A 25,653-nucleotide genomic window follows, 5' to 3' on the forward strand; every position below is an offset into this window, starting at 1 on the left:
GCCCGCAGTTCGAACCGGTACGCGACCTCATCCCCATCACGTTCCTGCGACACAATGAACCACCCTGCCCCTCGGGCGCGGGATTCTCCTCGGCGTACATCGCAATCACCTGCTCTTCGACCGAAGCCTGAGCCTGCCGAGCAACCCAGCTGTTGAGCTCGTCTGCAAAGTCGGACATCAGTAAGCCCTACTCGCCTGGTCATTCAGTTCTTCGCGGATGACTGCTTTCAAAGCCTCATCAACTTGCCGAATCGCATCGTCGAGGTCTGGGGCCGGGGTGGCCCGCACCGCATTCTGTTGCCGCTTCACGTTCTCGTACTCGGTGAGTGCATCCAGGTATCGCTTCGTGGCGCTCATGCCCTCACTGTGGTGCAGGCTAATTGTTGTGTCAAGCGACCTTTGGCGAGGATCGAGGATGCACGGCAGACTGTGGTCTTCAGAATCCCTCACAGACATCGCACCTGAACAACGGATACGGCACGGTCATGTGCACGTTTGACATTGTCGAAGGCGATCCACCACGCATGAAGGCACCGCTCTATTCAGCCGCGCGCCGTGCAAAGAACCTGTACGGGTGGGTGTGGGAGAACCTGCCCACCGCCTATTGAGCGGGCATCGAGTACCTGCGCGCGCACGACGGAACGCTCATCGTCCCCGCCGTGGGTGACGAGCTGACAGATCGCGCACCGACAACGAACTAGTCTCCGGTGCGCTTCACGGACGAGTCGGCCCCAGCCGCACCTCCCGCTAAGGCCGCGCCGGCAGGTGCGCACGCACGTAATGGACTTGTGCATCCGTCAGCGGCTCCCACCGAGCGTGCTTCTCGTGCTCCGGGAACCCGCTAGATAGCACGCGGCGGACAGCGCGTCCGCCGTCCGCGTAGCCCAACTGCACGACAAGCTCGTTCGGTGTCTGCGGCGGGAGCTCGAAGACCGTGTGGCGGAAGACGATATCGGGATGTTAATCCCTCTCGCTCGCAGGTCACGGGTCGTACGTCGCGCTTCTGCCTGCACCTGGAGTGGAGTTTTGTCCGCGTGATGCTCCTGCAGAACATCCATCAGGGCAGTGAACGCCCCGGGAAGTAGCGCGATGTCGTCATTTGGTCCATGGTTCTGGAAACGGTCAGCCAGATCGAACAACATGCGCCGTACAGGAGAATCCGGGATGCCCACGGCTTCCACCGACTTCCACGTCGCTGCCACCATGCCGAGGTTCATGTCTAATGAGTCCGTCACAGCGCCAGCCTGGCAGAAGTAGCCGCGGGGAGGGCGCCGACTCGTGGTTCGGATGCGCTGCACCTAGTCGGCCCGTCATACGAAAGCCGGGTGGTGCAGGCCACGTACTTCTTCAACCGATAGCTGACCAAGCCTTTCGGCGTCTGCACAAGCGATGTTGTCCCAGCACGCTTCGCATCTCCAGCCGTGTCTTTGGCGGCACGAGACCGTGCGGTGACAGCCCGCTGACTAGTTGGTTTCGGCCTCCGCAGCCTTCGTGGCCGCGTGATTCGCATGCTTCTCAGATTCGAAGAGCTCAAACCACACCTTGGTGGGCAGGGTGGCTCTCCCGCCCTGCTGCAGGAAACGCGCGTACACGTAGAGGAACCGCAGGAGCAATGCGACGCCCCCGAGGAAGAACCCGACGAGGATGAGTCGCGGTAGAAGGTCCAGCGTCGCGACTCCGAAGCCCATCAACGTCACCGACGGCACGATCCCCAAGATCGCCAGTGTCACAAGTACCTGCAGAGCAAGCGAAAAACCCTCCGGCTGCCGCGTCAGGTCGTAAGCCTCCTGGGCGAGCACCGCCTCGCTCTCCGCGGCCGTACCCTCTTCGTTCGCAGCCTCGTAGAGGGCCGTGAGGCGCTCGCGCTTTCGGACGGTGTCAAGCCGGACCGTGGGAGCATCGTCACGCCCCCACGTCACGGCATTTACGTTCCTCAAGGCCCTCATCAGAGGTTCGAGCTTATTCTCCGCCGCCTCCTGCTGCGCGTCGCAGAGGGTGTTGTACATCCACTCCCACGCGTTCCTGTGTTGGAACGTTAGAGAAGGATGCGCGATCCGAAACGTCTCCCAGTCCTCGTGATACTCGCCACTGGGCACAAGGCTGCTAAGGGCCGCGCCCGCTTTCTGCAACTCGACGGTCACCGCGCGGAGCTGACCCAGCACTAGATCGTCCTCGTAGTCGCGAGCGGAATCTCCGGTGATGCGGAACACCTCGCTCGTGGGCAGGTCATACTCCGAGCGGACGATTGCCTCGAACACAGCAGGATTATCAACGAGATCGGCTGCACTTAGCTCCTGCATCTCCCGCAGGTACCGCGCCGCCCGCTTGCGCGCACCCGTCGCCCGTGCCGTCAAGTCCTTCAAGCGCCGACCAGTCGCCTGCTGCTCAGCATGCAAGCCCACGTACCGGGACACGAGGAGACCGCCGACGATGGCGATCATGGCTGCGGACGCCTGAGCGATGGAGCTCAGCAACCAGTTGATATCAGCGGGCATGGACGTATTGTCTCAGCGGTCTGGGGGAAACCTCGACCACAGTCTTCGTCGACTATGGGGCCGCACACGAGCGCGCGGGCGCGCGGGCGCGGTCAGCATCATCGCCTAGGCCCTCACGAATCGAGGTTGGTAGCCCGCCCGCGCTGGGCGTCCAACAGGGTTTGAAGGTCGTCTCCTGTGCCATCCGCCACGCTCCGGGAACAACGTGCAGCGCGGTATCGCGGCCGCGGACCGCGCCTTCAACGGCATGCTGTCGGAGAACTTCTCACAGGCATGCCGCGTCGACAGATGGGAGTTCGCGTACGACTACGGCAAGAGGCAGTTCGGTGTTCAGGCCACCGTCCCAGGTCTCCCCATCGTTGTCGTCGATGGAGCGCTCTACGTGGAGTACATGCCTACGGAACTGAGGTACATGACCAAGTGGTTCCACGAGGGTGAGCTGAACGACGAGACCGGGAAGCCCGTCACTGAGGCGGACGTCGAGTGGGCCATCGAGGCGCGCAAGCCCTATGCCATGAAGCGTCACGGCGACATCTCTCACAAGAAGCACAACCGAGGTGACCAGCGGTTCACCTATCCCGACCCGAAAACCTACATGGCCTACGACCCCGCCACCGGCAAGCGCATCCAACCCTCGAAGAACCGCCTCCGCGGTTCCGTGACCATCCACCCGTACCCGGAGGTCGTACGGCACCTACAGCGGCACCCGTGGGGCACAACACAGTGGAAGTCGGTTTACGGGCAGCGCAACCAGGTCGAGTCCGTCAACAAGTCCATCAAGCACACCCGATTCACCGACATGGAGTCCGCCGCCAAGCGCCCCGGACGAGGCGAGGCGTACCACTCCATCGCCACCGCGCTCATGGCTGTCGCCTACAACCTGCGGGTGCTGGTGCGAGCAATCCGCGAGGAATGCACGCCCGCAGAGAAGAAGCGCCGCAAGTCCCGGAAGAAGTTCACTGTCGCCGACCTTCCGAACGTCCGACCGGAGACCGTAGGGGCACTCGCCCCACCCGCGTAGTCGGAAAGACTCACCCGAACCGAATAGCAAGACCGGCAGCCCCTCAAGGGGCCACTCGTCGTGGGAAGGAACTGCGACGAGCGCGGATCAGGCTACAAATCGGCCGCGGAGGCCGGAAAATGAGGCGGCGGTTGCCTCGATCTTCACCGAGGCAACCGCCGAACTCGCATTTCATGAACTGATTCATGGACTTTTCATGAACCCGCCCTGTGCGCGAGGGGGGACTTGAACCCCCACGTCCTTACGGACACTGGCACCTGAAGCCAGCGCGTCTACCATTCCGCCACTCGCGCGAGTGTCTCGTTCCGAAGAACTCAACTTCCCAAAGATATCATGCGTTTTCGGCCTCGTTGCACATGCTTGGAGGGTCATCGGCGGCGTTCCCCCAGGACACCTGGCTACGATGTGTCTACCAGTCGGCATGCCAGAGGAGCCCAGTGGGACTACTTGACAGCTTTGAGAAGGGTCTCGAACGCGCAGTTAACAGCGCGTTCGCCAAGACCTTCCGCAGCGGCATCCAGCCAGTGGAGATCGCTTCGGCGCTGCGGCGTGAAGCCGATACGAAGGCTGCGGTCGTGAGCCGCGACCGCATCATCGCGCCCAACAGCTTCGTCGTGCGGCTGAGTGCCGACGATGCGGAGCGGATGCGCGGACTCGGCGGCGCCCTCACCGACGAGCTGCATGCTCTTCTCACCACACACGCCAAGTCCCAGGGATACAGCTTCTCCGGACCGCTCGCCATCACTCTCGAGGCCGATGAGAAGGTCGCCACCGGCACGGTGCGTGTGAGCTCGGGAACGGTCGAAGGTCGTGTGACCTGGCAGGCCGTGGTCGACGTCGACGGCCGTCGTCATTCGATCTCCCGTGCCCGCACCGTGATCGGCCGCGGCTCGGATGCCGACATCACGATCGCCGACGCCGGTTCGAGTCGGAAGCACGCCGAGATCCTGTGGGATGGCGAGCGCGCCATGATGCGCGACCTCGGCTCCACCAACGGCACGAAGGTCAACGGCCAGAAGCTGCGCGAAGCCGCGCTCCCGAGCGACACCACCATCACGATCGGACGCACCGATCTGGTGTTCCGCGTCGTCCCGGTCGCGTCACCCTCGCGTCCTGCACCCCGCGGCGACGACGCCACCCGAGCGTTCGGAGCCCTCGGGTGAGTGAACTGATCCTCCTTCTGCTCCGCATCGGGTTCCTCATCCTGATGTGGTTCTTCGTGTTCGGGGTCGTGTATTCGTTGCGTGCCGACCTGTTCGGCGTGCGGGTGCGCAAGCTCCCCGCAGAGGCGGCGGCAGGAGCGGCCGCCGCGCCGGTCGCAGCCCCCGCGGCACCGGTGGCGAAACCGGCATCCGCTCGCCCTTCCACCGGTCCGGCCACGGTCGCGACAGCCAAGCGGCTCGTGATCACCTCCGGCCCCAAAGCGGGCCTCGAGCTGCCGCTCAGCGCCGACTCCCTCACGATCGGCCGCTCCAGCGAGTCCGCTCTCGTGATTCGCGACGACTACACGTCCAGTCACCACGCGCGCCTGATGCTGCGCGGCGACAGCTGGGCGATCCAGGATCTCGACTCCACCAACGGCACCTTCGTCGCGGGCCAGCGCGTCTCCGGCTCGCCCGTCGCCCTCTCGCTCGGCACCCCGATCAAGGTGGGCGCCACGACCTTCGAGCTGCGAGCCTGACGCCGGCATGGTCTTCGAGGGCTCGAGCGTCGCGATCTCCCACACCGGGAAGGTCCGCTCCAACAACCAGGATTCCGGATACTCCGGGGCGAATCTCTTCGTCGTCGCCGACGGGATGGGCGGGCACGCCGGCGGAGACGTCGCCTCCAGCATCGCGATCCAGCGTCTGGAGCCCCTCGACCAGCCCTATGCGTCGACCGAAGACGCGCAGGCCTCGCTGCAGGCCGCCGCGACCACCGCAGCGGGCGACCTGATCCGCGCCGCGAAGGACCGCCCGGAACTCGCCGGCCTCGGCACCACGGTCAGCGCGATCATCATGGTCGACGAATACGCGGTGATCGGCCACATCGGCGACTCGCGCATCTACCTGTACCGCGACGACGCACTGACGCAGATCACCGCCGACCACACCTTCGTGCAGCGTCTGGTCGATTCGGGCCGCATTACGCCGGAGGAGGCGCGCTACCACCCCCGCCGTTCCGTGCTCATGCGCGTGCTCAGCGACATGGACTCCGATCCCGAGCTCGACATGTTCGTGATGCACACGCAACCAGGCGACCGGTGGCTGCTCTGCTCCGACGGCCTCTCGGGCGTGGTCGACGAACCGCACATCCTCAAGGCCATGCAGCTCGGCCTCGCGCCCGGCCGCACTGCCGACAACCTCCTCAAGCAGGCTCTCGACGGCGGCGCGCCCGACAACGTCACGATCGTCCTCGTCGACGTGGGCGGGCAGCATCCGATCCACTCGGGCACGCCCACGATCGTCGGCTCGGCATCGAACCCCGACGGCGTCTACGTGCCTCCGGTCCGACCTCCGCGCGGCAACTGGCTGCACCCGGTGCGCCAGGCCGCGAACGAGCCGAGCCACTTCGAGCCGGCTCCCGAGTACCTCGAGGAGCTGATCGAGGAGGATCGCCGTCGCGCCAAGCGCCGTCGTCTCGGCTGGATCGCCGGTGCCCTCGTGGTGATCGTGATGCTCGGCGTCGCCGCCTTCGCCGCCTACAGCTGGACCCAGACGCGCTACTTCATCGGCGCCGACGAGGACAGCGTCGTGATCTTCCAAGGCGTGCAGCAGAACATCGGGCCGATCACGTTGTCGACTCCGGTCGAAGACACCGATATCCTCCTCGCGAATCTGCCGCCGTATCAGCGCGCCTCGGTCGAGCGCACGATCACCGCACGATCTCTGTCCGATGCGATGGCGATCGTCGACCGGCTCCGCGCCGGGGCCGACGCGAACACGATCGAGACCCCGCTGCCCACCCCCATGCCGACTCCTGTCGACACGCCGGCCGGGGGTGAGGGATGAGCACCGACGTCGCCGCCGACACCAGCGTCATCAAGGCGCTCAAGCGCATCCGGATGCCGCAGAACCAGCGCAATCGCGAATTCTGGCTGCTGCTGTTCGCCTGCGCGATCAGCGGAGCCGCCCTCACGCTCGTGCAGCTGGGCGCACTCGGCGTGATCGACCCGATGATCCTGGCGATCGGCGGCGGTCTCGCCGCCCTCGCATTCGCCCTGCATATCGTGCTCCGCTTCGTCGCGTCCGACGCCGACCCGTTCGTCGTGCCCATCGCGACCCTCCTCACCGGCCTCGGCATCGCGATGATCTATCGGATCGACATCGCCTTCGAGAACACCGGCTGGAACGCCTACTCGACCAAGCAGCTCGCGTGGACCGCGATCTCGCTCGCGGGTGCGATCGCGGTCGTCATCCTGTTGCGCAACTACCGCGTGCTGTTCCGCTACACCTACATCTTCGGCCTCGCCGGAATCCTGCTCCTGCTGCTGCCGTTCGTCCCCGGGCTGCGCATCCCCGATGCGAATGCGGCGGTCTGGGTGTCGCTCGGCGGTGCCTTCGCCTTCCAGCCGGGCGAGCTCGCCAAGATCTGCCTGGCCATCTTCTTCGCCGGCTATCTGGTGCGCACCCGCGAGAGTCTGACATCGGTCGGCAAGCGGGTGCTGGGCATCACCTGGCCCCGTATGCGCGAGCTCGGACCTGTGCTCGTCGTCTGGCTCATCTCGCTGGGGATCATCGTGTTCCAGCGCGACCTCGGAACCGGAACCCTGATCTTCGGGATGTTCGTCGCGATGCTCTACGTCGCGACGGGGAAGACCAGCTGGGTGCTCATCGGCCTGGCCCTCGTGGTCGCCGGCGTGGCACTCGCGACGCAGATCCTCAGCTACGTGCAGGGACGCTTCATCAACTGGCTCTTCCTCTTCGACGCCGACCAGGTCGATCCCGACGGCGCCGGCTACCAGCCCATGCAGGGACTCTTCGGCCTCGCACGCGGCGGACTCATGGGCACCGGGTGGGGTCAGGGCCGTCCCGAGGTCACCCCGCTGGCCCACAGCGACTACATCATCACCAGCCTCGGCGAAGAGCTCGGCCTGATCGGGCTGTTCGCGATCCTCTGCCTCTACATGGTGTTCGTCAGCCGCGGCATGCGCATCGGCCTCGCGGGTCAGGACGATTTCGGAAAGCTGCTCGCCACCGGACTCTCGTTCACGATCGCTCTGCAGGTGTTCATCATGGTCGGCGGCGTGACCCGCCTCATCCCGCTGACGGGTCTGACCACTCCTTTCCTCGCCGCGGGTGGCTCCTCCCTCGTGGCCAACTGGCTCATCGTGGCGCTGTTGCTGCGCATCTCCGACGGTGTGCGCCGTCAGCCCCGGGTGGTGATCGGCTGACATGACCAAGGAACTCCGTCGCCTCAGCATCATCATGCTGTTCATGTTCATCGCACTGTTCGCCGCGACCAGCTGGATCCAGGTCGTCGAGGCGGATGCGCTGGCCCAGAACAGCAACAACAAGCGCACGCGCCTCGACAGCTACGAGATCCAACGCGGATCAATAATCGTCGACGGGGTCGCGATCGCCAACTCGGTGCCGAGCGACGACCGGTACCAGTTCCAGCGCGTCTACACGGATGCGGCGCTGTGGGAACCGGTCACCGGCTACTTCAACCCCGCCTTGGGCTCGAGCACCGGCATCGAGAAGGCCATGAACGCCGAGCTCTCCGGCACGGGGTCGAACGCGTTCCTCGGCGAGGTCGAGCGCATCCTCTCCGGCCAGCCGCAGCGCGGATACAGCGTCGAGCTCTCTCTGAACACCGCGGCGCAGCGGGCTGCCTACGAAGCCCTCGGCGACCTCAAGGGCGCGGTCGTGGCCATGGACCCGAAAACCGGACGCATCCTCGCGATGGTCTCGACTCCCGGCTTCGACACCAACCTGATGGCGACGCATGATGCGAACGCTGCGAACGCGACCTACGATCAGCTGGTCGCCGACGCGAACAAGCCGTTGTCCAACCGGGCGATCGCCGGTGACCTGAACCCTCCCGGCTCGACGTTCAAGGTCGTGGTCGCGGCTGCCGCCTATGCGACCGGCAAATGGACTCCGGATTCCACGCTGCCCAACCCGATCGCGTATACCCTTCCCGGTTCGAGCAACCGCGTCTCCAACGCCTGGGGGGGCACGTGCGGTCCGGGTGAGACCGTCACGATCGCCGAGGCGATCCGTCTGAGCTGCAACATCCCGATGGCCGAGCTGGCCGTCGAGCTCGGTGACGACACCATCCGCGAGATGGCGGACAAGCTGGGCTTCAACCAGTCGTTCGACACGCCGCTCACGTCGACGCCGTCGAGCTACCCGCGCGGCCTCGACGACGCCCAGACCGCGCTGACCGGATTCGGTCAGGGAAAGGTCACGGCGACCCCGCTGCAGATGGCCATGGTCTCGTCCGGATTGGCGAACGACGGCATCGTGATGAACCCGCGGATGGTCGACGCCGTCATCGGCAACGACCTCTCGGTCATCAAGGCTTTCCAGGACAGTGAGTTCGGACGTGCGATGGAGGCCGATGTGGCGAACAACGTGACCGCGGCGATGGTCGCGAGCGTCGCAACGGGCGCGGCCCAGGGTGCAAGAATAGACGGGATCGACGTGGCCGGTAAGACGGGCACCGCAGAGAACGGAAACAGGCCGCACACGTTGTGGTTCACCGGCTTCGCGCCGGCGAACGACCCCGCGGTCGCAGTAGCGGTCGTCGTCGAAGACGGCGGCGGACAGGGACAATCAGGGAGCGGCGACACCATCGCGGCTCCGATTGCGAAGAAGGTCATAGAGGCGGTGCTGGGCAGATGAGGCCGACGCAGGGTGTGTCGTTCGGTGGTCGTTACGAGCTGCAGTCGCGTATCGCGATCGGTGGCATGGGCGAGGTATGGGAGGCGACGGATCACGTCATCGGACGTACCGTCGCCATCAAGATCCTCAAGGACGAGTACATGGGGGACCCCGGGTTCCTCGAGCGTTTCCGTGCCGAGGCGCGGCACGCTGCTCTCGTCAACCATGAGGGCATCGCCAGCGTGTTCGACTACGGCGAGGAGAACGGCAGCGCCTACCTCGTCATGGAACTGGTGCCGGGCGAGGCACTCTCGACCGTGCTCGAGCGCGATGGTGCGCTGAGCGCCGACAAGACTCTCGACATCGTCGCCCAGACGGCTTCCGCGCTGCAGGCAGCCCACGCGGCCGGTCTCGTGCACCGCGACATCAAGCCGGGAAACCTGCTGATCACGCCCGACGGCCGCGTCAAGATCACCGACTTCGGCATCGCCCGCATCGCCGACCAGGTGCCTCTCACCGCGACCGGCCAGGTCATGGGCACGGTGCAGTACCTCTCGCCCGAGCAGGCGTCAGGTCACCCGGCATCGCCGGCGACCGACACCTACTCGCTCGGCATCGTCGCGTACGAGTGCCTGGCGGGCAAGCGTCCTTTCACGGGCGAGTCGCAGGTGGCCATCGCGATGGCGCAGATCAACGAGCAGCCGCCGCCCCTGCCTCCGACCGTCCCGATCCCGGTGCAGAACCTGGTCATGGCGATGATCGCCAAGAAGCCCAGCGATCGTCCCTCGTCGTCCGCGACGGTGGCACGAGCGGCCCAGGCCCTTCGCCGGGGCGATCTGAACTCCGCGGCCATCGCTGTGCCGGCGATCGCGACCGGTGGTATCGCCGGCGGCGACGACGCGACCCGACTCCTGAATGCCTCCGGCGACGACGGCACCACGCGCATCCTTCCCACCACCGCTCAGCTTCCCACGGAGGAAGCCGTGGAAGAGGAGAAGAAGAAGAAGCGCAGCCCCTGGACCTGGCCGCTGATCGCTCTGATCGCGCTGCTGGTGATCGTGCTCGGCGGCACGGTGTGGGCGATGCTCGCGAACCAGGGCGGCGACGCCGACCCCACGGGGTCGCCGAGCAGCAAGCCGACCCAGACGCAGACGACTCCACCGCCGAACACCCCGACGCCGGAGGTGACGCGAGTGGATGTGACCGCCCTGAACCTGAACGGCATGGACTGCGGCGCGGCCACCTCCACGCTCAAGGGCGCCGGCTTCAACAGCGAGATCACCTGTGTCGACGGAGACCCGGCACCCAGCGATGAAGAGGTCGGAAAGGTCTACCGCGTGGCTCCCACCGGCAACGTGGAGACCACCCAGGCGATGACACTCACGGTCTACGCCGCTCGTGCCGGTCTGCCGACCCCGACCGACGCCCCGACCATCACGGGCAACCCTGTCGCCGGCTCGACGGTGACCATCTCCTGGGGCACCGGATTCACCTGCCCCAGCGGAACCACTCTCTCCGGCTACGTCGTGTCGGTCCAGAACGGCACCTTCGTGTCGGGCGGCCCGAACTTCCAGCCGACGCAGCGCAACACGCAGGTGAAGATCGCCGACGCCGCAGGACAGCAGCTCATCGTCAGCTACCAGGGCATGTGCTCCGGCGGCGACCAGCGCACCTCCGCCGCGTCTCCGCCGCTCTCGGTGACGATCACGGCGGCCACCGACCCGGGCGATGGGAACAGCGGCACCGACGGGTAATCTGTAGTTCCAGTTCAGCAAGCGTAGTTTCCAGGGGGGTCTTCCGTGTCCACAGAGCCACAAGTCATCGCGGGTCGGTACCGCGTCGACGAGCTCATCGGGCATGGCGGAATGGCGAAGGTGTACCGCGGGTACGACCTGACGCTCGGGCGCGAGGTCGCGATCAAGATCCTCGATGCCGACCTTGCGCGCGACACCACCTTCCGTAACCGGTTCCGCCTCGAGGCCCAGGCCGCGTCGCGCATGTCGCATCCGTCGATCGTCCGCGTGTTCGACGCCGGCGACCCTTCGACGAGCGAGATCGGCTCCACGGAGCCGCCGTACATCGTGATGGAGCTCGTCAAGGGCACCCTCCTCAAGGACATCATCGCCGCCGGCCCGGTGCCGGCCACCGATGCGGTCCGCTACGTCGACGGAATCCTCGAGGCGCTCGACTACTCGCACCGCGCCGGTGTCGTGCATCGCGACATCAAGCCCGGCAACGTGATGGTCACCGACAAGGGTCAGGTCAAGGTGATGGACTTCGGCATCGCCCGAGCCGTCTCCGACTCGTCGTCGACCGTCGCCGAGACCACCCAGATCATCGGGACCGCCGCCTACTTCTCACCGGAGCAGGCGAAGGGCGAACCCGTCGATGCTCGTGCCGACCTCTACTCCACCGGTGTCGTGCTGTACGAGCTGCTCACGGGGCGGCAGCCGTTCCGTGGCGAGTCGCCGGTAGCGGTCGCCTATCAGCACGTCAGCGAGACTCCCGTTCCTCCCACCGAGGTCAACGAGGACGCCCCGCGGAATCTCGACCCGATCGTGCTCCGCGCGCTCGCCAAGGACCCGTACCAGCGCTATCCGGATGCCGCGCACTTCCGCGCGGCGCTCGATTCCGCGATGACGGGAAACGCTCCGACTCGCAAGGAGCTCGGTGCGCTGACCAGCGAGCTGTACGGGGCGAGCCCGCGGCAGGCGCAGGAGACCGCGCGATCGCTTCGCCAGTTGAGCACGGACACGACCATGACCAGAACCCAGTCCGGTCCTCCGGTCGCCTGGATCTGGGCGGGCGTGGCGCTGCTCGCCGTGTTGTTGGCCTCCGTGCTGTTCTGGGTCGTCACGATCAGCATGCGGCCCACTGAGGTGTCGAGCACGTCGCGCACCATCCCCAACCTCGTCAACGTGTCTTCGGAACGGGCACAGGACGACCTCGCCGCACTCGACCTCTCATCGAAGATCGTGATCGAGACGAGCTCCGAGGTGACGGAGGGGAACGTGATCCGCACCGACCCCGAAGCGGGAGTGTCGGTGGAAGAGGGTTCCACGATCACCCTGTACGTCTCCAAGGGCGAGGAGACCGTGGTGATGCCGAAGATCGAGGGGATGGCCCTCGACGATGCCACGAAGGCCCTCACGGCGACCGGCCTCGAACTCGGGACCGTCATCCAGCGCAACGACAAGGCCCTGGCGACGAACACGGTCATCTCCGCCAGCGAGAAGGCCGATGCGGAGTTGGATCCGGGAACCGTCGTCAATCTCGTCGTGGCCAGCGGCAAGGTCACGCTGACCGACCTCGTCGGCTGGACCGTCGATGCCGCCACGACAAACCTCACGGACCTCGGTCTGGTCGCTGTGCCGACGGAGACCGCGGAGTGCCCCGCGACGGAGCCGACCACGGTCCACTCGATGTCGGTGGCACCGGGTGACGTTCCGGTGGGCTCCTCGGTCCAGATCTTCTTCTGCACCGGATAGCACCTTCGGGCGTATGCCCCCGCCCGACGCTGTTCAGCGAGCCAGCGGGTGAAGTTCCTCAGCGCGCCCGACGGCGTTCTCGTCGCCGCACAGCTCCAGCCAGTTCGCCAGGAGCCGGTAGCCTCCCTCGGTCAGCACGCTCTCCGGATGGAACTGCACGCCCCAGAGGGGCTGATCGCGGTGAGCCAGAGCCATCACGGTTCCGTTCTCGGTCCAGGCGGTCACGACGACTTCGGAGGGCAGATCGGAGGCCGCCAGCGCGAGGGAGTGGTAGCGCCCGGCGTCGAACGGCGAAGGGATCCCGGCGAACAACGCGGAGCCGTCGTGCGTCACCGCCGAGACCATGCCGTGCATGAGCTCGGGCGCTGCGGCGACCGGAGCCCCGAACGCCTCGCCGATCGTCTGATGCCCGAGGCACACCCCGAGCGTCGGTACCCGCAGGCGAGCGGCGATGCGCACCGCGTCGAGCGATGCCCCCGCGTCGACGGGTGCACCGGGGCCCGGAGAGAGCATCAACGCGTCGTACTCGGGAAGGATCCGCTCCAGCTGAGCCGCATCCGTGGCATCGGATTCGATCATCACCGTGTGCGCGCCGAGCTCGCTCAGGTATCCGACCAGTGTGTGCACGAAGCTGTCGTGGTTGTCGACCACGAGAACTCGCGTCATTCGACGTCGACCTCACCGGGGGCGATGATCGGGCTCACCCAGGGGAACACGTACCAGAAAAGGCCATAGAGCACGGCGGCGATGACGACCACGAGGATGAGCACACGCAACCACCACGGTCCGGGCAGCAGGCGCCAGAGTGCGGCGTACATCAGTCTTCTCCCTTATGACTGTCCACGATCACACGGATGGTGCGGCCGGCGGGGGCGGCGGGTCGGTCAGCGCGGTCGGCGGTCCCTCGGCCCGCGGCTGGAAGCTCTCGAACACCCCGTAGGCGACGATGCGCTCCGCCAGCGAGTACAGAGGCGAGCAGGCGGTGAGGGTGATGTACTGCTCGCCGGTCTGCTGCTCCGGCATCTGCGGCACATCGGCGAGCACATCGGTCTGCGAGGGCTTCACGTACTCGAGCGTACGGAAGCGGTAGGTGTACCAGCCGTCGGGCGTCTCGACGACGATCGCGTCGTTCAGCTGCAGCTTGTCGAGTTGGTTGAACGGCTTGCCCCACGTCGTGCGGTGCCCGGCCAGGGAGAAGTTTCCGACCTCGCCGGGCATCTTGGAGTTCGTGTAGATTCCGATGCCCTGCTGATCGAGCGTGCGCGCACGGCTCGTACCCCCGAAGATCCCGAAGTTGTACTCGGCTCCGAAACGGGGGATGTGCATCTGGCCGAACCACTGCGCGTCGGCCGGGGCTGCGGGCACGGGTGGTATGTAGGTGGAGGTGCCGTCTTCGCCCTCGACGACCGGGGGGAGCGCGGGTGCCTCCGCCTGCGCGAGGGCTTGGGAGACGGCGGCACCCTCGTCGTTCTTCTGTGCACTGATGATGATGTCGCCGATCCACATCTGCCAGGCCACGAAGAGGAGAACGACCACGCCTGCCGTCAGAAGGAGCTCGCCGAGTACGCTCGCGAACGTCGCACGGGAGCGTGGTCGCTGCCGGCGCGGACGTCGCCCCCCAGGCGCGACGGATGCAGTCATGCGGTGATCATATCCGGGAACGCTGGGCGGATGCCGTGGCGTCACCGTCTCGCCCTCTGTCCCAGGGCCTGCTCGACCTCGTCCGAGACAGGTCTCATGGGTACAATGACGGAATGGCACGTGACCGCAAGACTGAAGAACCCGCCGTCGAGCGCGCTGAAGGCGACGCCGCTCCCAACGCCGTGTGGTTCAAGCCGGTGATGATCGGGTTCATGCTCCTGGGTCTCGCCTGGATCCTGGTGTTCTACATCTCCGGCATGCAGTACCCGATCCCGGGTCTCTCCAATTGGAACCTGGCGATCGGACTCGGTATCGCGCTGATCGGATTCCTGATGACCACCCGCTGGCGCTGACGCCTCACTCCTTCTTCCAGAAAGGCCCTCTCGCCATGCGAGAGGGCCTTTCTCATGTCAGCAGCGAAGTACGACTCACGTAAGGGAACGGCCCCGTTCCCGCCCCACAAGCCACCCAGAGCGAAAGTTATCCACAGCCCTCTCCACAGCCTGGGGAGAATTACACCGTTGTTATTCACAGGGGTTAACAACCCTGTTAACAACTCTGGATCAGGACAAAAGGATGAGCGGCGGCACGAACGCCACCACGACGACCAACAAGACGACCAGAGCGGAGAGCAGCACGATCTGCAGGGTGCGCTGGTCTCGTCGCTTCGTCTTGACGTAGATGAACGCCACCAGGGCTCCGATGAGCAGGCCGCCGAGATGTGCCTGCCAGGAGATCCGTCCGCCGCCGAATACCAGGCCGTAGACGAAGTTGATGCCGAGGATCACGAGAAGACCCGTGACGTTGGCACCGAGGTGTCGACCGACGATGAGTAGAGCGGCCATCATGCCGAAGATCGCGCCGGAGGCACCGACGGTCGAGGTCAGCGGCGCGAGCACCGCCACCATGACCGAGCCGCCGAGACCACTGATGAGGTAGAGAGCGAGGAAGCGAACGCGACCGAGCATGGGCTCGAGGCTCTGTCCGAGCATCCACAGGGCCAGCATGTTGAGCGCGAGGTGGATGAAGCCGCCATGGGCGAAGATCGCGGTCAGCAATCGCCAGGGCTCGAAGGGCAGCGGCGACAGGTTCGGATACAGATACGGCGCCGCGAAGAGCAGTTGGCCGGTGATCTGCTCGCCGATACCAGGGATCAGCTGCAGCAGTCCGATGAACGACGTGACCGCGAGCAGCGCGTAGGTCACCACCGGCTTGCCGCTGCGAGCCATCGCCATGCTCGCTCCACCGCTGCCGCCCCAACGACGGGCCGCCTTCTTCTGGGCCGGGGTGCGGTTCTTGCGGTCGGCGTTCATGCACTCCGGGCAGATGACGCCGACGGGCGCCTGCGTCTGGCACTCGGGGCAGATGGTGCGCATGCACCGTTGGCAGAGCACGAAGCTCTGCCGATCCGGATGCCGGTAGCAGAAGTTGTCGCGATTGCTCGTGAACTCAGGCGTGGTCATCCGGATCGGCCGCAGCTGTCGTCAGGCCGCGACGATGTCGATCGACTGCAGCACGACCGGCTCGACGGGACGGTCGCCCGCACCGGTCTGCACGGCGCCGATCGCGTCGACGACGGCCTTGGAAGCGTCATCGGCGACCTCGCCGAAGATCGTGTGCTTGCCCTGCAGCCACGGCGTCGGGTCGGTGGTGATGAAGAACTGCGAACCGTTGGTGCCCTCGGGCTTGCCGGTGATGGCGTTGCGGCGGAGACCGGCGTTGGCCATGGCGAGGATGTAGGGCTCGTTGAAGTTGAGCTCCATGTTGATCTCGTCGTCGAAGTTGTAGCCGGGGCCTCCGACACCCTGTCCGAGCGGGTCGCCGCCCTGGATCATGAAGTTCGGGATGATGCGGTGGAAGATGACGTCCTTGTAGAGGGGTCCCTCGCCGGGCTTGCCGGTGGCGGGATCGGTCCACTCCTGGGTGCCGTCGGCGAGGCCGACGAAGTTCTTGACCGTCTTCGGGGCGTGGTCACCGAAGAGGTTGATGACGATGTCACCGTGGTTGGTGTGCAGGGTTGCGACATGAGAAGCGTGAGCCATGTCCTCATTCTCGCAGAGCTTCCGGTGAGTTGGCCGTGGTGTCTACCCCTGATGAGGCGAAGAAGCAAGGGCCGGGCGATTCCCGCCCGGCTTCCAGCCTCTCGTGGCAAGATGGGGAACCCGTACTCCAATGGACAGGAGAGCATCGTGAGCCTCAGCCGCAAGCGGAAGAAGGAACTGCGTCGTCTTCAGAACGACGCGAACCAGCTCTGGGAGAACCAGCAGGTGCTCGTCGGTCACGCCGCCGATGTCGCCCGTGAGGCCGGCCGTCAGCTCGGCAACCTCAATCGTGAGCAGGTCGTGCCGGTCATCCAGGACACGTACAACCGCCGTGTCGCCCCGGTCGTCGACCGTGGCGTGAAGATCGGCAAGCACGTCGTCGACGACAAGTTCGTCCCGATCGTGGGCGGAGTTGTCGGTTCGGCACTCAGCGCGTGGGACGTCGCCAACGCCAAGCGCCACGGCGTCGCCGTGCAGGTGCGCAAGGCGACCAAGCCGCAGAAGTCGGGACCGGGCCTCGGCTCCGTCATCGCGATCATCCTCGGCGCTGCTGCGGCCGTCGGTGTGCTCTACGCCGCGTGGCAGACTCTGCGCGCCGACGATGAGCTCTGGGTCGCGGACGACCCGCTCGCCGCACCCGACGCGTGACCCCGTCTGATCCCGCCTCCGTCGCCTCCGGTGACGGAGGCGATCAGCATGCACGGGTGCGGGACGCGGCGGCCGCTCGAGGGCTCGACATCGAGATCCGTGAACGTCCCGCCGCCGGCAGCCTGTTCGAGGCGGCCGAGCTCCTCGGCATCCCTCCGTCGGGCATCGTGAAGACCCTCGTGGTGAAGCGGTCCGATGACACCTTCCTGTTCGCCCTGGTACCCGGCGGCCGCTCGATCTCCTGGCCGAAGCTGCGCGCGCTGGTCGGGGTGAACAAGTTGCGATTGCCGGAGCCCGAATTGGCGCTCGCGGCCACCGGTTACGAACGCGGAACCATCGTGCCGATCGGCAGCACCACGGACTGGCCGATCTACGCCGACGAGTCGATCGTCGGTCAGCGCATCGCCATGGGCGCAGGAGCCCACGGATACAGCCTGTTCGTCGACGCCGACGACCTGCTCGCGGCCTACGGCGCCACCGTCGCCGACATCTCCGTCCCCGAAGAGCGCTGATCCCGGGCGGCGGCGCAGCTCCTGTCAGAGGATGCCAGCCATCCGCAAGGCGATGTCGACCAGCTTGACGCGCTGCAGCTCGGCAACCGCCTTCAGGGGGAACCACTCCGCCATGTCGGTCGAGCCGCCGGTCTCGAAGCGCAGTTTGCCGCCCGTAACCTCGGCCCGATACAGGATCCGCAGGGTATGCAGCGGATCTGCAGCCTTCTGCACGCGTCGACCGGCGGGGATCACCCGCGAGTGGATGCCGAGGAGTTCACCGACCTTGACCGTGTAACCGGTCTCCTCGCGCAGCTCACGACGCACGGCATCCTCCGGAGACTCTCCCGCTTCGAGTCCGCCGCCCGGCATCGTCCATGCCACCCGGCGACCCTCGGTCCAGCGCGCCAGCAGCAACCGCCCGTCGTCATCGGTGACGACCGCGTACGCCGCCACACGCAGGTCCATGGATCACACACTATCCGTCGGCGACGACAGTCGATGACCGTGCGTCCTGCCGAGATCGATCATGAATCGAGAAGCGCATCGCCACACGGCGTCCGTAGTGTGATCTGCACACCGGACGCACGTCGAGAGGACCGATCATGGCCGAGAAAGAGAAGAACTTCAGCGCTGAGGAACGCGAGGCCATGCAGGCCGCCGCGAAGGAGGCCCGCACCCGGCGCTCCCGCGCGAAGAAGTCCCCGGAAGAGCTTCGAGCGGCGGGAGAGGCCGACATCAAGGAGGCGATCGAGAAGCTCACTCCCGAAGACCAGGCGCTGTCGAAGAAGCTGCACGCCCTGGTCTCGGAGGTCGCCCCGGAGCTCGTACCGCGCACCTACTACGGAATGCCGGCATGGGGCCGCGACGGCAAGGTGCTCTGCTTCTTCCAGCCGGCCAGTAAATTCAAGGTGCGCTACGGCACGTTCGGGTTCGAGCCCATCTCGAACCTCGACGACGGCACCGTCTGGCCTACTGCCTACGCGGTGACCGACCTCACGAAGGCCGATCTGGAGTTCCTCGCCGAGCGCATCCGCGTCGCCATCAGCTGACCACCGCGGAGGGGGAGCGGCTGAACGACCGCGCCCCTCCGTTCAGCCGTCGATGATCTGCGGCATTGCGACCGGGGCGAGTCGCACAGCCCCGACCGTGCGCGCGAAATGGATCGAATCGCGAATCGGATGCCCTGCGAGCACCCGCGCAGTAGCGTGGAGCCCGTGAGCACATTGCCCTTCCCCGCTTCCGTGTACGCCGCCCGCCTCAGCCGTGCCGCATCCCTCGCCGCCGAGGCCGGGCTCGACGCCATCATCGTGGGCCCGGGTCCCGATCTGCAGTATCTGGTGGGCGTCGAAGGCGACACCATCGAACGACTCACTGCGCTGGTCATCGGCCCCGACGTCGCGCCGACGATCGTCGTCCCGCGGATGGAGCTCGCGAAGGTGCGCACCACGGCGGTCGGAGAGCTCGCACTCGCCGTCGCGGACTGGGTCGACGGCGAAGACCCGTACGCACTGGTCACCGCATCCGTCGGCACCGTATCGCGCGTCGGCGTCTCCGATGCCCTCCCCGCCCTGCACGTGATCCCGATCGGTGAGCGACTGGGTGTGCGTCTCGAACTCGCGACGCCCGTGCTCCGCGAGGGCCGCATGGTCAAGGACGCCGAGGAGATCACCGAGCTTCGCCGCGCCGGAGAGGCGATCGATGCGGTGCACCGCCGCGTGCACGAGTGGCTTCGGGCCGGACGCACCGAGCGCGCGGTCGCCGCCGACATCGCCGATGCCATCGTCGCCGAAGGACACCGCACGGTGGAGTTCGTCATCGTAGGATCCGGCCCGAACGGCGCCGATCCGCACCACGAGGTCTCGGACCGCGTGATCGAGGACGGCGACATCGTGGTGGTCGACATCGGAGGGGCAGTGCCGAGCGGCTACAACTCCGACAGCACCAGGACCTACGTCGTCGGCACTCCCGACCCCGCTGCCGCCGAGCGCATCGCGGTGCTCGTACGCGCTCAGCAGGCAGCAGTGGACGCCGTGCGTCCTGGCGCCACGGCGGCGGAGGTGGATGCTGCGGCGCGAAACATTCTCGCCGACGCCGGGCTGGGTGAGGCGTTCCTGCACCGCACCGGCCATGGCATCGGCGTCTCGGTGCACGAGGAGCCGTACATCGCTCCGGGCAACGACCTGGTGCTTCGCGAGGGCATGGCATTCAGCATCGAGCCGGGTATCTATTTCGCCGGCTCCTGGGGTGCCCGCATCGAGGACATCGTGGTCGTGACCGCGGTCGGCGGCGAGCGGTTGAATCTCGCGCCACATGAGCTGACCTCGGTGGCCCAGGGCTGAGGCGCGTCGAGCGCTCACCGCGATAGCATCGGCCCATGCGCCGCCGCCGCAAGGTCTCTTCCGCCACCGCGTCGCCGGCGACCCGTGCCCGCTATGCCAAGCGCCGACAGAACCGGCTCGCCCGCGTCGACAACGACCTCACCGACGAGCAGTGGTACGACTTGATGGATGCCTGGGGCGGGTGCGCGTACTGCGGTGGGGACGGTGCCGCCCTGCAACGCGACTGCATCCAACCCGTGTCGCGCGGCGGCCGCTACACGCTCGAGAACGTCGTCCCGGCGTGCGCCTCGTGCAACGCGAGCAAGCACAACGACGAGGTCACCGGCTGGCTGCGGCGCAAGAAGCTCGACGAACGCACCTTCCTGGTTCGTCACGCCACGATCCTGCGGAGCCTTCGACCCGTCGAGTGAACCTCCGCACCACTTCGTTACTCTCAAGTCATGACGACGATCGCACCGATCACGACCCAGGACCGTGCCGAGTGGGACGACCTGTGGAGCGGCTATCTGTCCTTCTATGAGGAAGCCCTCGACCCCTCGACCACCGATGCCACCTTCGAACGCCTCATCGACGCCGATTCCGGCGTCCATGGCGCGCTCGCCCGCGACGAGAGCGGCACCGCAGTGGGGATCGTCCACTGGTTGACGCACCCCTCGACGTGGGCGACGACGGACTACTGCTACCTCGAAGACCTGTTCGTCGCACCCGGCGTGCGCGGTGGCGGGGTCGGCCGGGCTCTGATCGCGCACGTCCGCGCATGGGCTGAGCAGCAGGGCGCGGCGAAGGTCTACTGGCTCACGGCCGAGACGAACACCACCGCGCGCGGACTGTACGACCGCCTCGCCACCCGCTCGGGGATGATCCACTACGAGATCGACCTCGAGACGCGCACCGAGGTCTGAGGAGCCTCAGCCTTCGCGCACACTCAGTTTCTGCGTGATCATGGCACGGGCGTACTGGGACGCCGCGATGTAGTGACCGACGATCCCGATCAGGAACAGCAGGAACGACATCCCGACGATCCAGCTCAGCGACTCCAGACCCGACTCACTCAGCGCACTGCCGAGGAGGACGCCGAGGAGTCCGACGAAGATCAGAGCCGTCCGGACCTTCCCGACCATCGTGACCGGGACTGCCGGGTTTCCTCGGAAGAAGAGCAGGGCGGCCGATCCGAGCAGGACGTCGGGGATGAGCAGCAGCACGAGCGTCTCCCACGGGATGAGATGCCCGAGCGTGAAGGCGACGGCCGTGACGACCACCGTGATCCGGTCGGCGACCGGATCGAGCCAGGTGCCGAGGGCGGAGACGCTGTTCGTCCGCCGCGCGAGCCAACCGTCGAGCCAATCCGTCAGGAAGACCAGGCCGATGACGACCAGCGCGGCCCACAGCATCCTGGCGGTGATCAGCCAGAGGAACACCGGCAGCAGGAGCAGGCGGATCCCGGTGATGAGGTTGGGCCACGTGCGCCATTCGTCTTCACGGAAGAGACGGTCGACGACGGTGGGCTGGATGGGCGCAGCATCATCGGTCGCATCGACGGCGCGTGCGAGCGACCGGGTGCGGATGAATCGCACCGCGAAGAAGACGACGACGCCGGCGACCACGACGAGGAGCAGCACGTTGCTGATCGGTCCCAGCGCCTTGGTGACGGCGTCGAGGGATGCCCTCAACAGGAACCCGACGCTGACGTAGATCGCAGCCCAGGTCGCTGCTCCGGCGAGCGAGGCGAGCAGGAACGACGGGTACCTCACCTTCGCAACGCCCGCAGCAGCCGGGGTCAACGTGCGAACGACAGGGACGAGTCGTGTGAGGAAGACGGCGATCGCACCGCGCCGGTGGAGGATCTCGACGGCCCGATCCCATCGATCGATCCCGAGTCGCTTGACCAGTTTGAGGTCACGCATCCCGACGCCGAAGTGTCGCCCGAGGAGATAGCCGACGTGGTCTCCCGCGCTTCCCGCGACGACGACCACGAGGAACATCACCACCACCGCCCAGACGTCGGAGAGCGAAGCGGAGAGGAAGACGACGATCGTCTCACCGGGCAGGAAGAAGCCGAGGCCCAAGCCGTTCTCGAGGAAGGCGAACAATCCGCCGAGGGCCCAGACCAGAGGGTCGGGAAGGGCTGATGCGGTCGTCCTCACCCATTCGAGGATGTCCATGTGTCTCCTGAGTCTTGCGAGCTGGAGCCGGCCCTGCCATGTGCGGGGGCGACATTGATCTGAAGCAGCTCAGCACGAGGCAAGCTCTACATGGGTAACACGCTACGTGAAGTATTCACTCCCTCGCGTCGTCCACCGGGACGATTCGCGTCCCCCCGTGGGCGGAGATGCACAACCAGGCAGACGCGATGGGTCGACACCCGCCTCAACAGAAGAAGCCCCCGGCCGGGGGCCGGGGGCTTCTCGATCCTGTGGAGCCTAGGAGATTCGAACTCCTGACATCCTGCTTGCAAAGCAGGCGCTCTACCAACTGAGCTAAGGCCCCGTGAGGGATTTTCTTGAGTTAAGGAGTGGGGCTACCAGGACTTGAACCTGGGACCTCTTCATTATCAGTGAAGCGCTCTAACCGCCTGAGCTATAGCCCCGTCAACCTCCAAGACTTTACCGGAGAAATACGGAAAATCCGAATCGAGGGGGAGCACCCGGGAGTGTCCTCCCCCTCGAGCGTGTTCAGCGGCCCGGTCGGATGGTCGCGGTGCCGGCCGACAGCGAGACCTCGATCGTCCTCCGCGCGCTCGAAGCCTCGTCGACCTCGGCATTCAGCGTGCCCGCGCTGATCTCCTGAGAGATCGCGTACTCCACGTCGGGAACGGTCAGATCGAGGGTGCCGGCGCTCACGTCGATCGCCGTCCGGGTCGGGGGAGTACCCGTGAGCTCGACCGTGAGATCGCCGGCGGAGACGCCGAGGTCCGCCTGGGAGACGCCGTCGAGGAGGATGTCGGCGCGGCCGGCGCTCATCTGCACATCGAGTTCCTTCGCGGCCCCTTCGACGTCGAGCGCTCCGGCGTTGACGCTGACGTCGAGCACACCGAAGTCGCCGTTCACGTCGAGGCTGCCCGCATCGAGGTTCAGGTCGGCGTCGAGTCCTGCGTCGCGAAGACTTTCCGGGAGCGTGAGCACGGCGATCTCCTCATCACCGAACCAGCCGCCGAGCCACCACCCGAAGACTCCTTGTGGACTCCGGACGACCAGCTCGTCGCCATCGCGCTCGAACGTCCACGGTGTACCGCGCCCGTTCGTGATGGCGAGTGTGGCCTCGTCGACGTCGCCGAACTCGACCCGCATGCTGCTGGCATCAGCGGCGAGGTCGATGCTGTCCAGCCCGTCGACGTCCACGCTCTGCACGGAGTCCGGACGACTCGACGACACGATGGTCCCGGCCGCCGCGGCAGCAGCCGTGCCGCCGGCCCCGAGAAGCGCGATCCCCCCGACCACCGCGGTCACCACCATGACCGCGGTCGCCCCTGGGGTGCGCCCGTTGGTCGGCGCGGAAGGAGTGGACGCGCCTGTAGAAGGCGCGGCAGGAGAGGACGGACCCGCCTGCGGGGCCGTTCCTTGGGGCGGGGAGGGCGGCGGCGGGGTGAGTGGGGCGTGCTCGCCCGGGGTGCCGTTGTTGTCGGTGGTCATCGTGCCACTCCTGTCTGGCCGGTCGGCGGCGTCGGGCCGCCGGTGTTCTCGATGTGCGCGAGGGCGGCGAGCACACGACGGTTTCCCGCCTCGTCCTGCTCGAAGCCCAGCTTCTGGAAGATGGAGGTGATGTGTTTCTCGACACTCGCCTCGGAGAGGAACAGCAGCCCCGCGATCGCCTGGTTCGACTTGCCCTCGGCGATCAGTGCGAGCACGGTGCGCTCGCGTTCCGTGAGCCGCAGCATTCGATCGTCGCGGTTGCGGCGGGTCAGCAGCTGGGCGACGACCTCGGGGTCGAGCACGGTGGCGCCCTCGGAGATCCGCTGCACCGAGGCGAGGAACTCGGAGACGTCGGCGACCCGATCCTTGAGCAGGTAGCCGAGGGGCCCACCCTGCGCCGCGATCAGATCCGACGCATACCGCTCTTCGACGTACTGCGAGAGCACCAGGATCGCGAGAGACGGATGCGTCGAGCGCAGACCGAGAGCGGCCCGGATGCCTTCATCGGTGAACGTCGGGGGGAGACGCACGTCCAGGATGCACAGGTCGGGGGTCGTGGTGGCGACGGCCTGGTCGAGACCCTCGATGTCGGGGAGGGCGGCGACCACCTCATGGCCGGCGTCTTCGAGCAGACGGACCAGGCCCTCGCGCAGGAGGACCGAGTCCTCGCAGATCAGGATGCGCACGGTACGTTCACCTCCAGGCTCGTCGGCCCGCCCTGGGGACTGTCGAGGCGGAAGGTTCCCCCTGCGGCCAGGATGCGATTCGCGATGCCGTCGAGCCCGCCGCCGGGCTGCACCTGAGCGCCGCCGATGCCGTTGTCCTCGACGCGTGCCCAGAGCGTGTTGCCCTCTCGAAGCCGCACGATCACGCGGGCTTCGCTGGCTCTCGAGTGCTTCGCCGCGTTGGTCAGCGACTCGGCGATCGAGAAGTACACGGCAGCCTCGGCCTCGCGACTGCACCGCCCGTCCATGCGCACATCCAGGTGCACGGGGATGTGCGAGCGTCCAGCGAGTGCCGACAGTGCAGCGTCGAGGCCTCTGTCATCGAGCACCGAGGCGTGGATGCCCCGAGCCAGCTGACGCAGCTCGGTGATGGCCGCCTTGGTCGAGGTGTGCGCCTCGTTGATGAGCTCCTTCGCGGCCTCGGGATCGTTGTCGATCTTCTGCTGCGCGAGGCCGAGCGTCATGCCGACCGACACGAGTCGGGGCTGGACACCGTCGTGCAGGTCGCGCTCGATGCGGGTGCGCTCCACGTCGGCGGCGCGCACGGCGCCCTCCCGCTGCGCGGTCGAGGTGCGCACGCGCTCGGTGAGCTCGGTCTCCTTGCTGCGGATCACGATCGCGAGCGAGAGCGTGCGGTGCAGCAGCGCCAAGCCGATCGTCCCGACGACGCAGGCCGCGATTCCCAAGATGCCGATCAGCGGCGCCCATGCGACGGGGATGCCTCCGCCACCGAACGGTCCTATGACCGAATCCGCCGCGGTGAGGGGAGCGAACGAGATGATGATCGACCACACCAGACCCCAGAACAGGCGGAGCACCAGCCAGCCGAGAAGCGCAGAGATGGCGAAGTTCGCGACCGCGCGCCACATGCGCCCGTCGATGGCCTGGCGCCCGAGAGCTCGCAACCAACCGACGAAGCCGGGACGGTCGCGCGGCTGCAGACGCAGCGGTGCGATCGGCGTGCGGTACAGCGCACCGACACGAGCGACCTCGAACCAGCCCACACCGTAGAGCGCGTAGACCAGTCCCACCAGCATGATGAGCCCGATACCGGCGGCGAAGAGAAGTCCGAGGCCCGTGCCGAGGAGCCCGCCGAGCATGCCGAAGATGGCACCACCGAGGATGCCGACACCTGCCAGATGCAGGATCGTGAGGAAGATGCGCAACGGCGGCTTCACCGCCGTTGCGGGAGTCGGAGTCGCAGTCTGAGTGGTCATGGTTCCAAGGTACGGCGGGCCGGATGGGCTCGATACCGAGTCAACCGGACACTCGACTTCGGGTTTTCCGTAATGCCCGTCGCGGACTTCCTCCTTCTCCGGCCACC

27 protein-coding genes and 3 tRNA genes are annotated in these 25,653 nt (G+C 66.5%); 15 read left to right on the plus strand and 15 right to left on the minus strand.

The features are described 5' to 3' along the window. Positions 1-177: 177 nt before the first annotated feature. Together GLO27_RS11215 and GLO27_RS11220 are read right to left on the minus strand one after the other, a co-directional pair. Positions 178-357: a hypothetical protein gene (locus tag GLO27_RS11215; RefSeq protein ID WP_167254949.1), complete on the minus strand. Its 180-nt coding sequence runs from the start codon at positions 355-357 to the stop codon at positions 178-180. Between the two features lie 1,106 nt (positions 358-1,463). Beyond that, the gene (locus GLO27_RS11220) at positions 1,464-2,495 is read right to left on the minus strand and encodes a hypothetical protein (RefSeq protein WP_021201353.1); all 1,032 of its coding nucleotides are present in this window, start codon (positions 2,493-2,495) and stop codon (positions 1,464-1,466) included. A 205-nt stretch (positions 2,496-2,700) separates the two neighbouring features. Here GLO27_RS11220 and GLO27_RS11225 point away from each other — a divergent pair, with 205 nt between their 5' ends. Beyond that, entirely contained in the window at positions 2,701-3,516 is an 816-nt protein-coding gene (locus tag GLO27_RS11225; RefSeq protein WP_167254951.1) for a hypothetical protein, read from the plus strand. A 210-nt stretch (positions 3,517-3,726) separates the two neighbouring features. Here GLO27_RS11225 and GLO27_RS11230 read toward each other — a convergent pair. Beyond that, a tRNA-Leu gene (locus GLO27_RS11230) sits at positions 3,727-3,809 on the minus strand. Positions 3,810-3,953: 144 nt separating this feature from the next. Between GLO27_RS11230 and GLO27_RS11235 the strand changes: the two genes are divergently transcribed. From GLO27_RS11235 to pknB, 7 genes are read left to right on the plus strand one after another with little or no spacing between them, the layout of a single operon-like run. Next, entirely contained in the window at positions 3,954-4,679 is a 726-nt protein-coding gene (locus tag GLO27_RS11235) for a DUF3662 and FHA domain-containing protein (protein WP_031208169.1), read from the plus strand. Next, complete coding sequence (locus GLO27_RS11240; RefSeq protein WP_167254953.1) at positions 4,676-5,197, plus strand: FHA domain-containing protein; 522 nt, start codon at positions 4,676-4,678, stop codon at positions 5,195-5,197. Before GLO27_RS11235 ends, GLO27_RS11240 begins: the two co-directional genes overlap by 4 nt. 7 nt (positions 5,198-5,204) lie before the next feature. Continuing rightward, positions 5,205-6,506: a PP2C family serine/threonine-protein phosphatase gene (locus GLO27_RS11245; protein WP_021201357.1), complete on the plus strand. Its 1,302-nt coding sequence runs from the start codon at positions 5,205-5,207 to the stop codon at positions 6,504-6,506. Further along, a complete protein-coding gene (locus GLO27_RS11250; protein ID WP_021201358.1) occupies positions 6,503-7,888 on the plus strand; it encodes an FtsW/RodA/SpoVE family cell cycle protein in 1,386 nt (461 codons plus the stop codon). The genes GLO27_RS11245 and GLO27_RS11250 overlap by 4 nt, the downstream gene beginning before the upstream one ends. A 1-nt stretch (position 7,889) precedes the next feature. Next, entirely contained in the window at positions 7,890-9,344 is a 1,455-nt protein-coding gene (locus GLO27_RS11255; protein WP_029268158.1) for a penicillin-binding transpeptidase domain-containing protein, read from the plus strand. Next, positions 9,341-11,077, plus strand: coding sequence for a protein kinase (locus tag GLO27_RS11260; protein ID WP_031208170.1), 1,737 nt, complete (start codon positions 9,341-9,343; stop codon positions 11,075-11,077). Before GLO27_RS11255 ends, GLO27_RS11260 begins: the two co-directional genes overlap by 4 nt. 45 nt (positions 11,078-11,122) lie before the next feature. Continuing rightward, a complete protein-coding gene (gene pknB, locus GLO27_RS11265; RefSeq protein WP_167254955.1) occupies positions 11,123-12,811 on the plus strand; it encodes a Stk1 family PASTA domain-containing Ser/Thr kinase in 1,689 nt (562 codons plus the stop codon). 33 nt (positions 12,812-12,844) lie between these two features. On the opposite strand, the gene GLO27_RS11270 is transcribed toward pknB, so the two are convergent. Genes GLO27_RS11270 through GLO27_RS11280 form a run of 3 tightly spaced genes read right to left on the minus strand, consistent with a single transcriptional unit; the run spans position 12,845 to position 14,452 of the window. Beyond that, positions 12,845-13,477 (minus strand): aminodeoxychorismate/anthranilate synthase component II, encoded by a 633-nt coding sequence (locus GLO27_RS11270; protein WP_167254957.1) that lies wholly within the window; start codon positions 13,475-13,477, stop codon positions 12,845-12,847. Beyond that, positions 13,474-13,629 (minus strand): hypothetical protein, encoded by a 156-nt coding sequence (locus GLO27_RS11275; RefSeq protein ID WP_021201363.1) that lies wholly within the window; start codon positions 13,627-13,629, stop codon positions 13,474-13,476. The genes GLO27_RS11270 and GLO27_RS11275 overlap by 4 nt, the downstream gene beginning before the upstream one ends. Positions 13,630-13,657: 28 nt before the next feature. Further along, complete coding sequence (locus GLO27_RS11280) at positions 13,658-14,452, minus strand: class E sortase (RefSeq protein WP_029259477.1); 795 nt, start codon at positions 14,450-14,452, stop codon at positions 13,658-13,660. 113 nt (positions 14,453-14,565) lie between these two features. Between GLO27_RS11280 and GLO27_RS11285 the strand changes: the two genes are divergently transcribed. Continuing rightward, the gene (locus GLO27_RS11285) at positions 14,566-14,805 is read left to right on the plus strand and encodes a cell division protein CrgA (RefSeq protein WP_021201365.1); all 240 of its coding nucleotides are present in this window, start codon (positions 14,566-14,568) and stop codon (positions 14,803-14,805) included. A gap of 210 nt (positions 14,806-15,015) precedes the next feature. Here GLO27_RS11285 and GLO27_RS11290 read toward each other — a convergent pair whose 3' ends face one another. Both GLO27_RS11290 and GLO27_RS11295 read right to left on the minus strand, forming a co-directional pair. Further along, on the minus strand, positions 15,016-15,915 hold the full coding sequence (locus tag GLO27_RS11290; RefSeq protein ID WP_167254959.1) for a rhomboid family intramembrane serine protease: 900 nt from the start codon (positions 15,913-15,915) through the stop codon (positions 15,016-15,018). A 21-nt stretch (positions 15,916-15,936) separates the two neighbouring features. Next, on the minus strand, positions 15,937-16,494 hold the full coding sequence (locus GLO27_RS11295; protein WP_021201367.1) for a peptidylprolyl isomerase: 558 nt from the start codon (positions 16,492-16,494) through the stop codon (positions 15,937-15,939). Positions 16,495-16,641: 147 nt separating this feature from the next. Between GLO27_RS11295 and GLO27_RS11300 the strand changes: the two genes are divergently transcribed. Further along, a complete protein-coding gene (locus GLO27_RS11300) occupies positions 16,642-17,142 on the plus strand; it encodes a hypothetical protein (protein ID WP_029259475.1) in 501 nt (166 codons plus the stop codon). Positions 17,143-17,198: 56 nt separating this feature from the next. After that, a complete protein-coding gene (locus GLO27_RS11305; protein ID WP_029259474.1) occupies positions 17,199-17,654 on the plus strand; it encodes a YbaK/EbsC family protein in 456 nt (151 codons plus the stop codon). A gap of 24 nt (positions 17,655-17,678) precedes the next feature. On the opposite strand, the gene GLO27_RS11310 is transcribed toward GLO27_RS11305, so the two are convergent. After that, entirely contained in the window at positions 17,679-18,101 is a 423-nt protein-coding gene (locus GLO27_RS11310) for an NUDIX hydrolase (RefSeq protein ID WP_021201370.1), read from the minus strand. Between the two features lie 137 nt (positions 18,102-18,238). Between GLO27_RS11310 and GLO27_RS11315 the strand changes: the two genes are divergently transcribed. The 4 genes from GLO27_RS11315 to GLO27_RS11330 all read left to right on the plus strand — a co-directional run bounded on the left by GLO27_RS11315 (position 18,239) and on the right by GLO27_RS11330 (position 20,877). Further along, complete coding sequence (locus GLO27_RS11315) at positions 18,239-18,685, plus strand: hypothetical protein (protein ID WP_021201371.1); 447 nt, start codon at positions 18,239-18,241, stop codon at positions 18,683-18,685. A 165-nt stretch (positions 18,686-18,850) separates the two neighbouring features. Further along, positions 18,851-19,975: a Xaa-Pro peptidase family protein gene (locus GLO27_RS11320; RefSeq protein WP_292775886.1), complete on the plus strand. Its 1,125-nt coding sequence runs from the start codon at positions 18,851-18,853 to the stop codon at positions 19,973-19,975. Between the two features lie 35 nt (positions 19,976-20,010). Further along, on the plus strand, positions 20,011-20,385 hold the full coding sequence (locus tag GLO27_RS11325) for an HNH endonuclease signature motif containing protein (protein ID WP_021201373.1): 375 nt from the start codon (positions 20,011-20,013) through the stop codon (positions 20,383-20,385). Positions 20,386-20,415: 30 nt separating this feature from the next. Next, complete coding sequence (locus GLO27_RS11330; protein ID WP_167254961.1) at positions 20,416-20,877, plus strand: GNAT family N-acetyltransferase; 462 nt, start codon at positions 20,416-20,418, stop codon at positions 20,875-20,877. Positions 20,878-20,883: 6 nt separating this feature from the next. Here the strand turns inward: GLO27_RS11330 and GLO27_RS11335 are convergent, their stop codons facing one another. The 6 genes from GLO27_RS11335 to GLO27_RS11360 all read right to left on the minus strand — a co-directional run bounded on the left by GLO27_RS11335 (position 20,884) and on the right by GLO27_RS11360 (position 25,546). Further along, positions 20,884-22,137, minus strand: coding sequence for a CDP-alcohol phosphatidyltransferase family protein (locus tag GLO27_RS11335; RefSeq protein WP_167254963.1), 1,254 nt, complete (start codon positions 22,135-22,137; stop codon positions 20,884-20,886). A 252-nt stretch (positions 22,138-22,389) separates the two neighbouring features. Next, positions 22,390-22,462, minus strand: a tRNA-Ala gene (locus tag GLO27_RS11340). A 26-nt stretch (positions 22,463-22,488) separates the two neighbouring features. After that, a tRNA-Ile gene (locus tag GLO27_RS11345) sits at positions 22,489-22,562 on the minus strand. Positions 22,563-22,647: 85 nt separating this feature from the next. Next, entirely contained in the window at positions 22,648-23,604 is a 957-nt protein-coding gene (locus GLO27_RS11350) for a hypothetical protein (RefSeq protein ID WP_029259470.1), read from the minus strand. Beyond that, positions 23,601-24,290 carry a response regulator transcription factor gene (locus tag GLO27_RS11355; protein ID WP_029259469.1) on the minus strand — a complete coding sequence of 230 codons (690 nt, stop codon included), beginning with the start codon at positions 24,288-24,290 and terminating at the stop codon, positions 23,601-23,603. Before GLO27_RS11355 ends, GLO27_RS11350 begins: the two co-directional genes overlap by 4 nt. Then, the gene (locus GLO27_RS11360) at positions 24,278-25,546 is read right to left on the minus strand and encodes a histidine kinase (protein ID WP_167254965.1); all 1,269 of its coding nucleotides are present in this window, start codon (positions 25,544-25,546) and stop codon (positions 24,278-24,280) included. The genes GLO27_RS11355 and GLO27_RS11360 overlap by 13 nt, the downstream gene beginning before the upstream one ends. Positions 25,547-25,653: the final 107 nt, after the last annotated feature.

This window comes from Microbacterium sp. Be9, assembly GCF_011754135.1.
Lineage (GTDB): Bacteria > Actinomycetota > Actinomycetes > Actinomycetales > Microbacteriaceae > Microbacterium > Microbacterium maritypicum_A.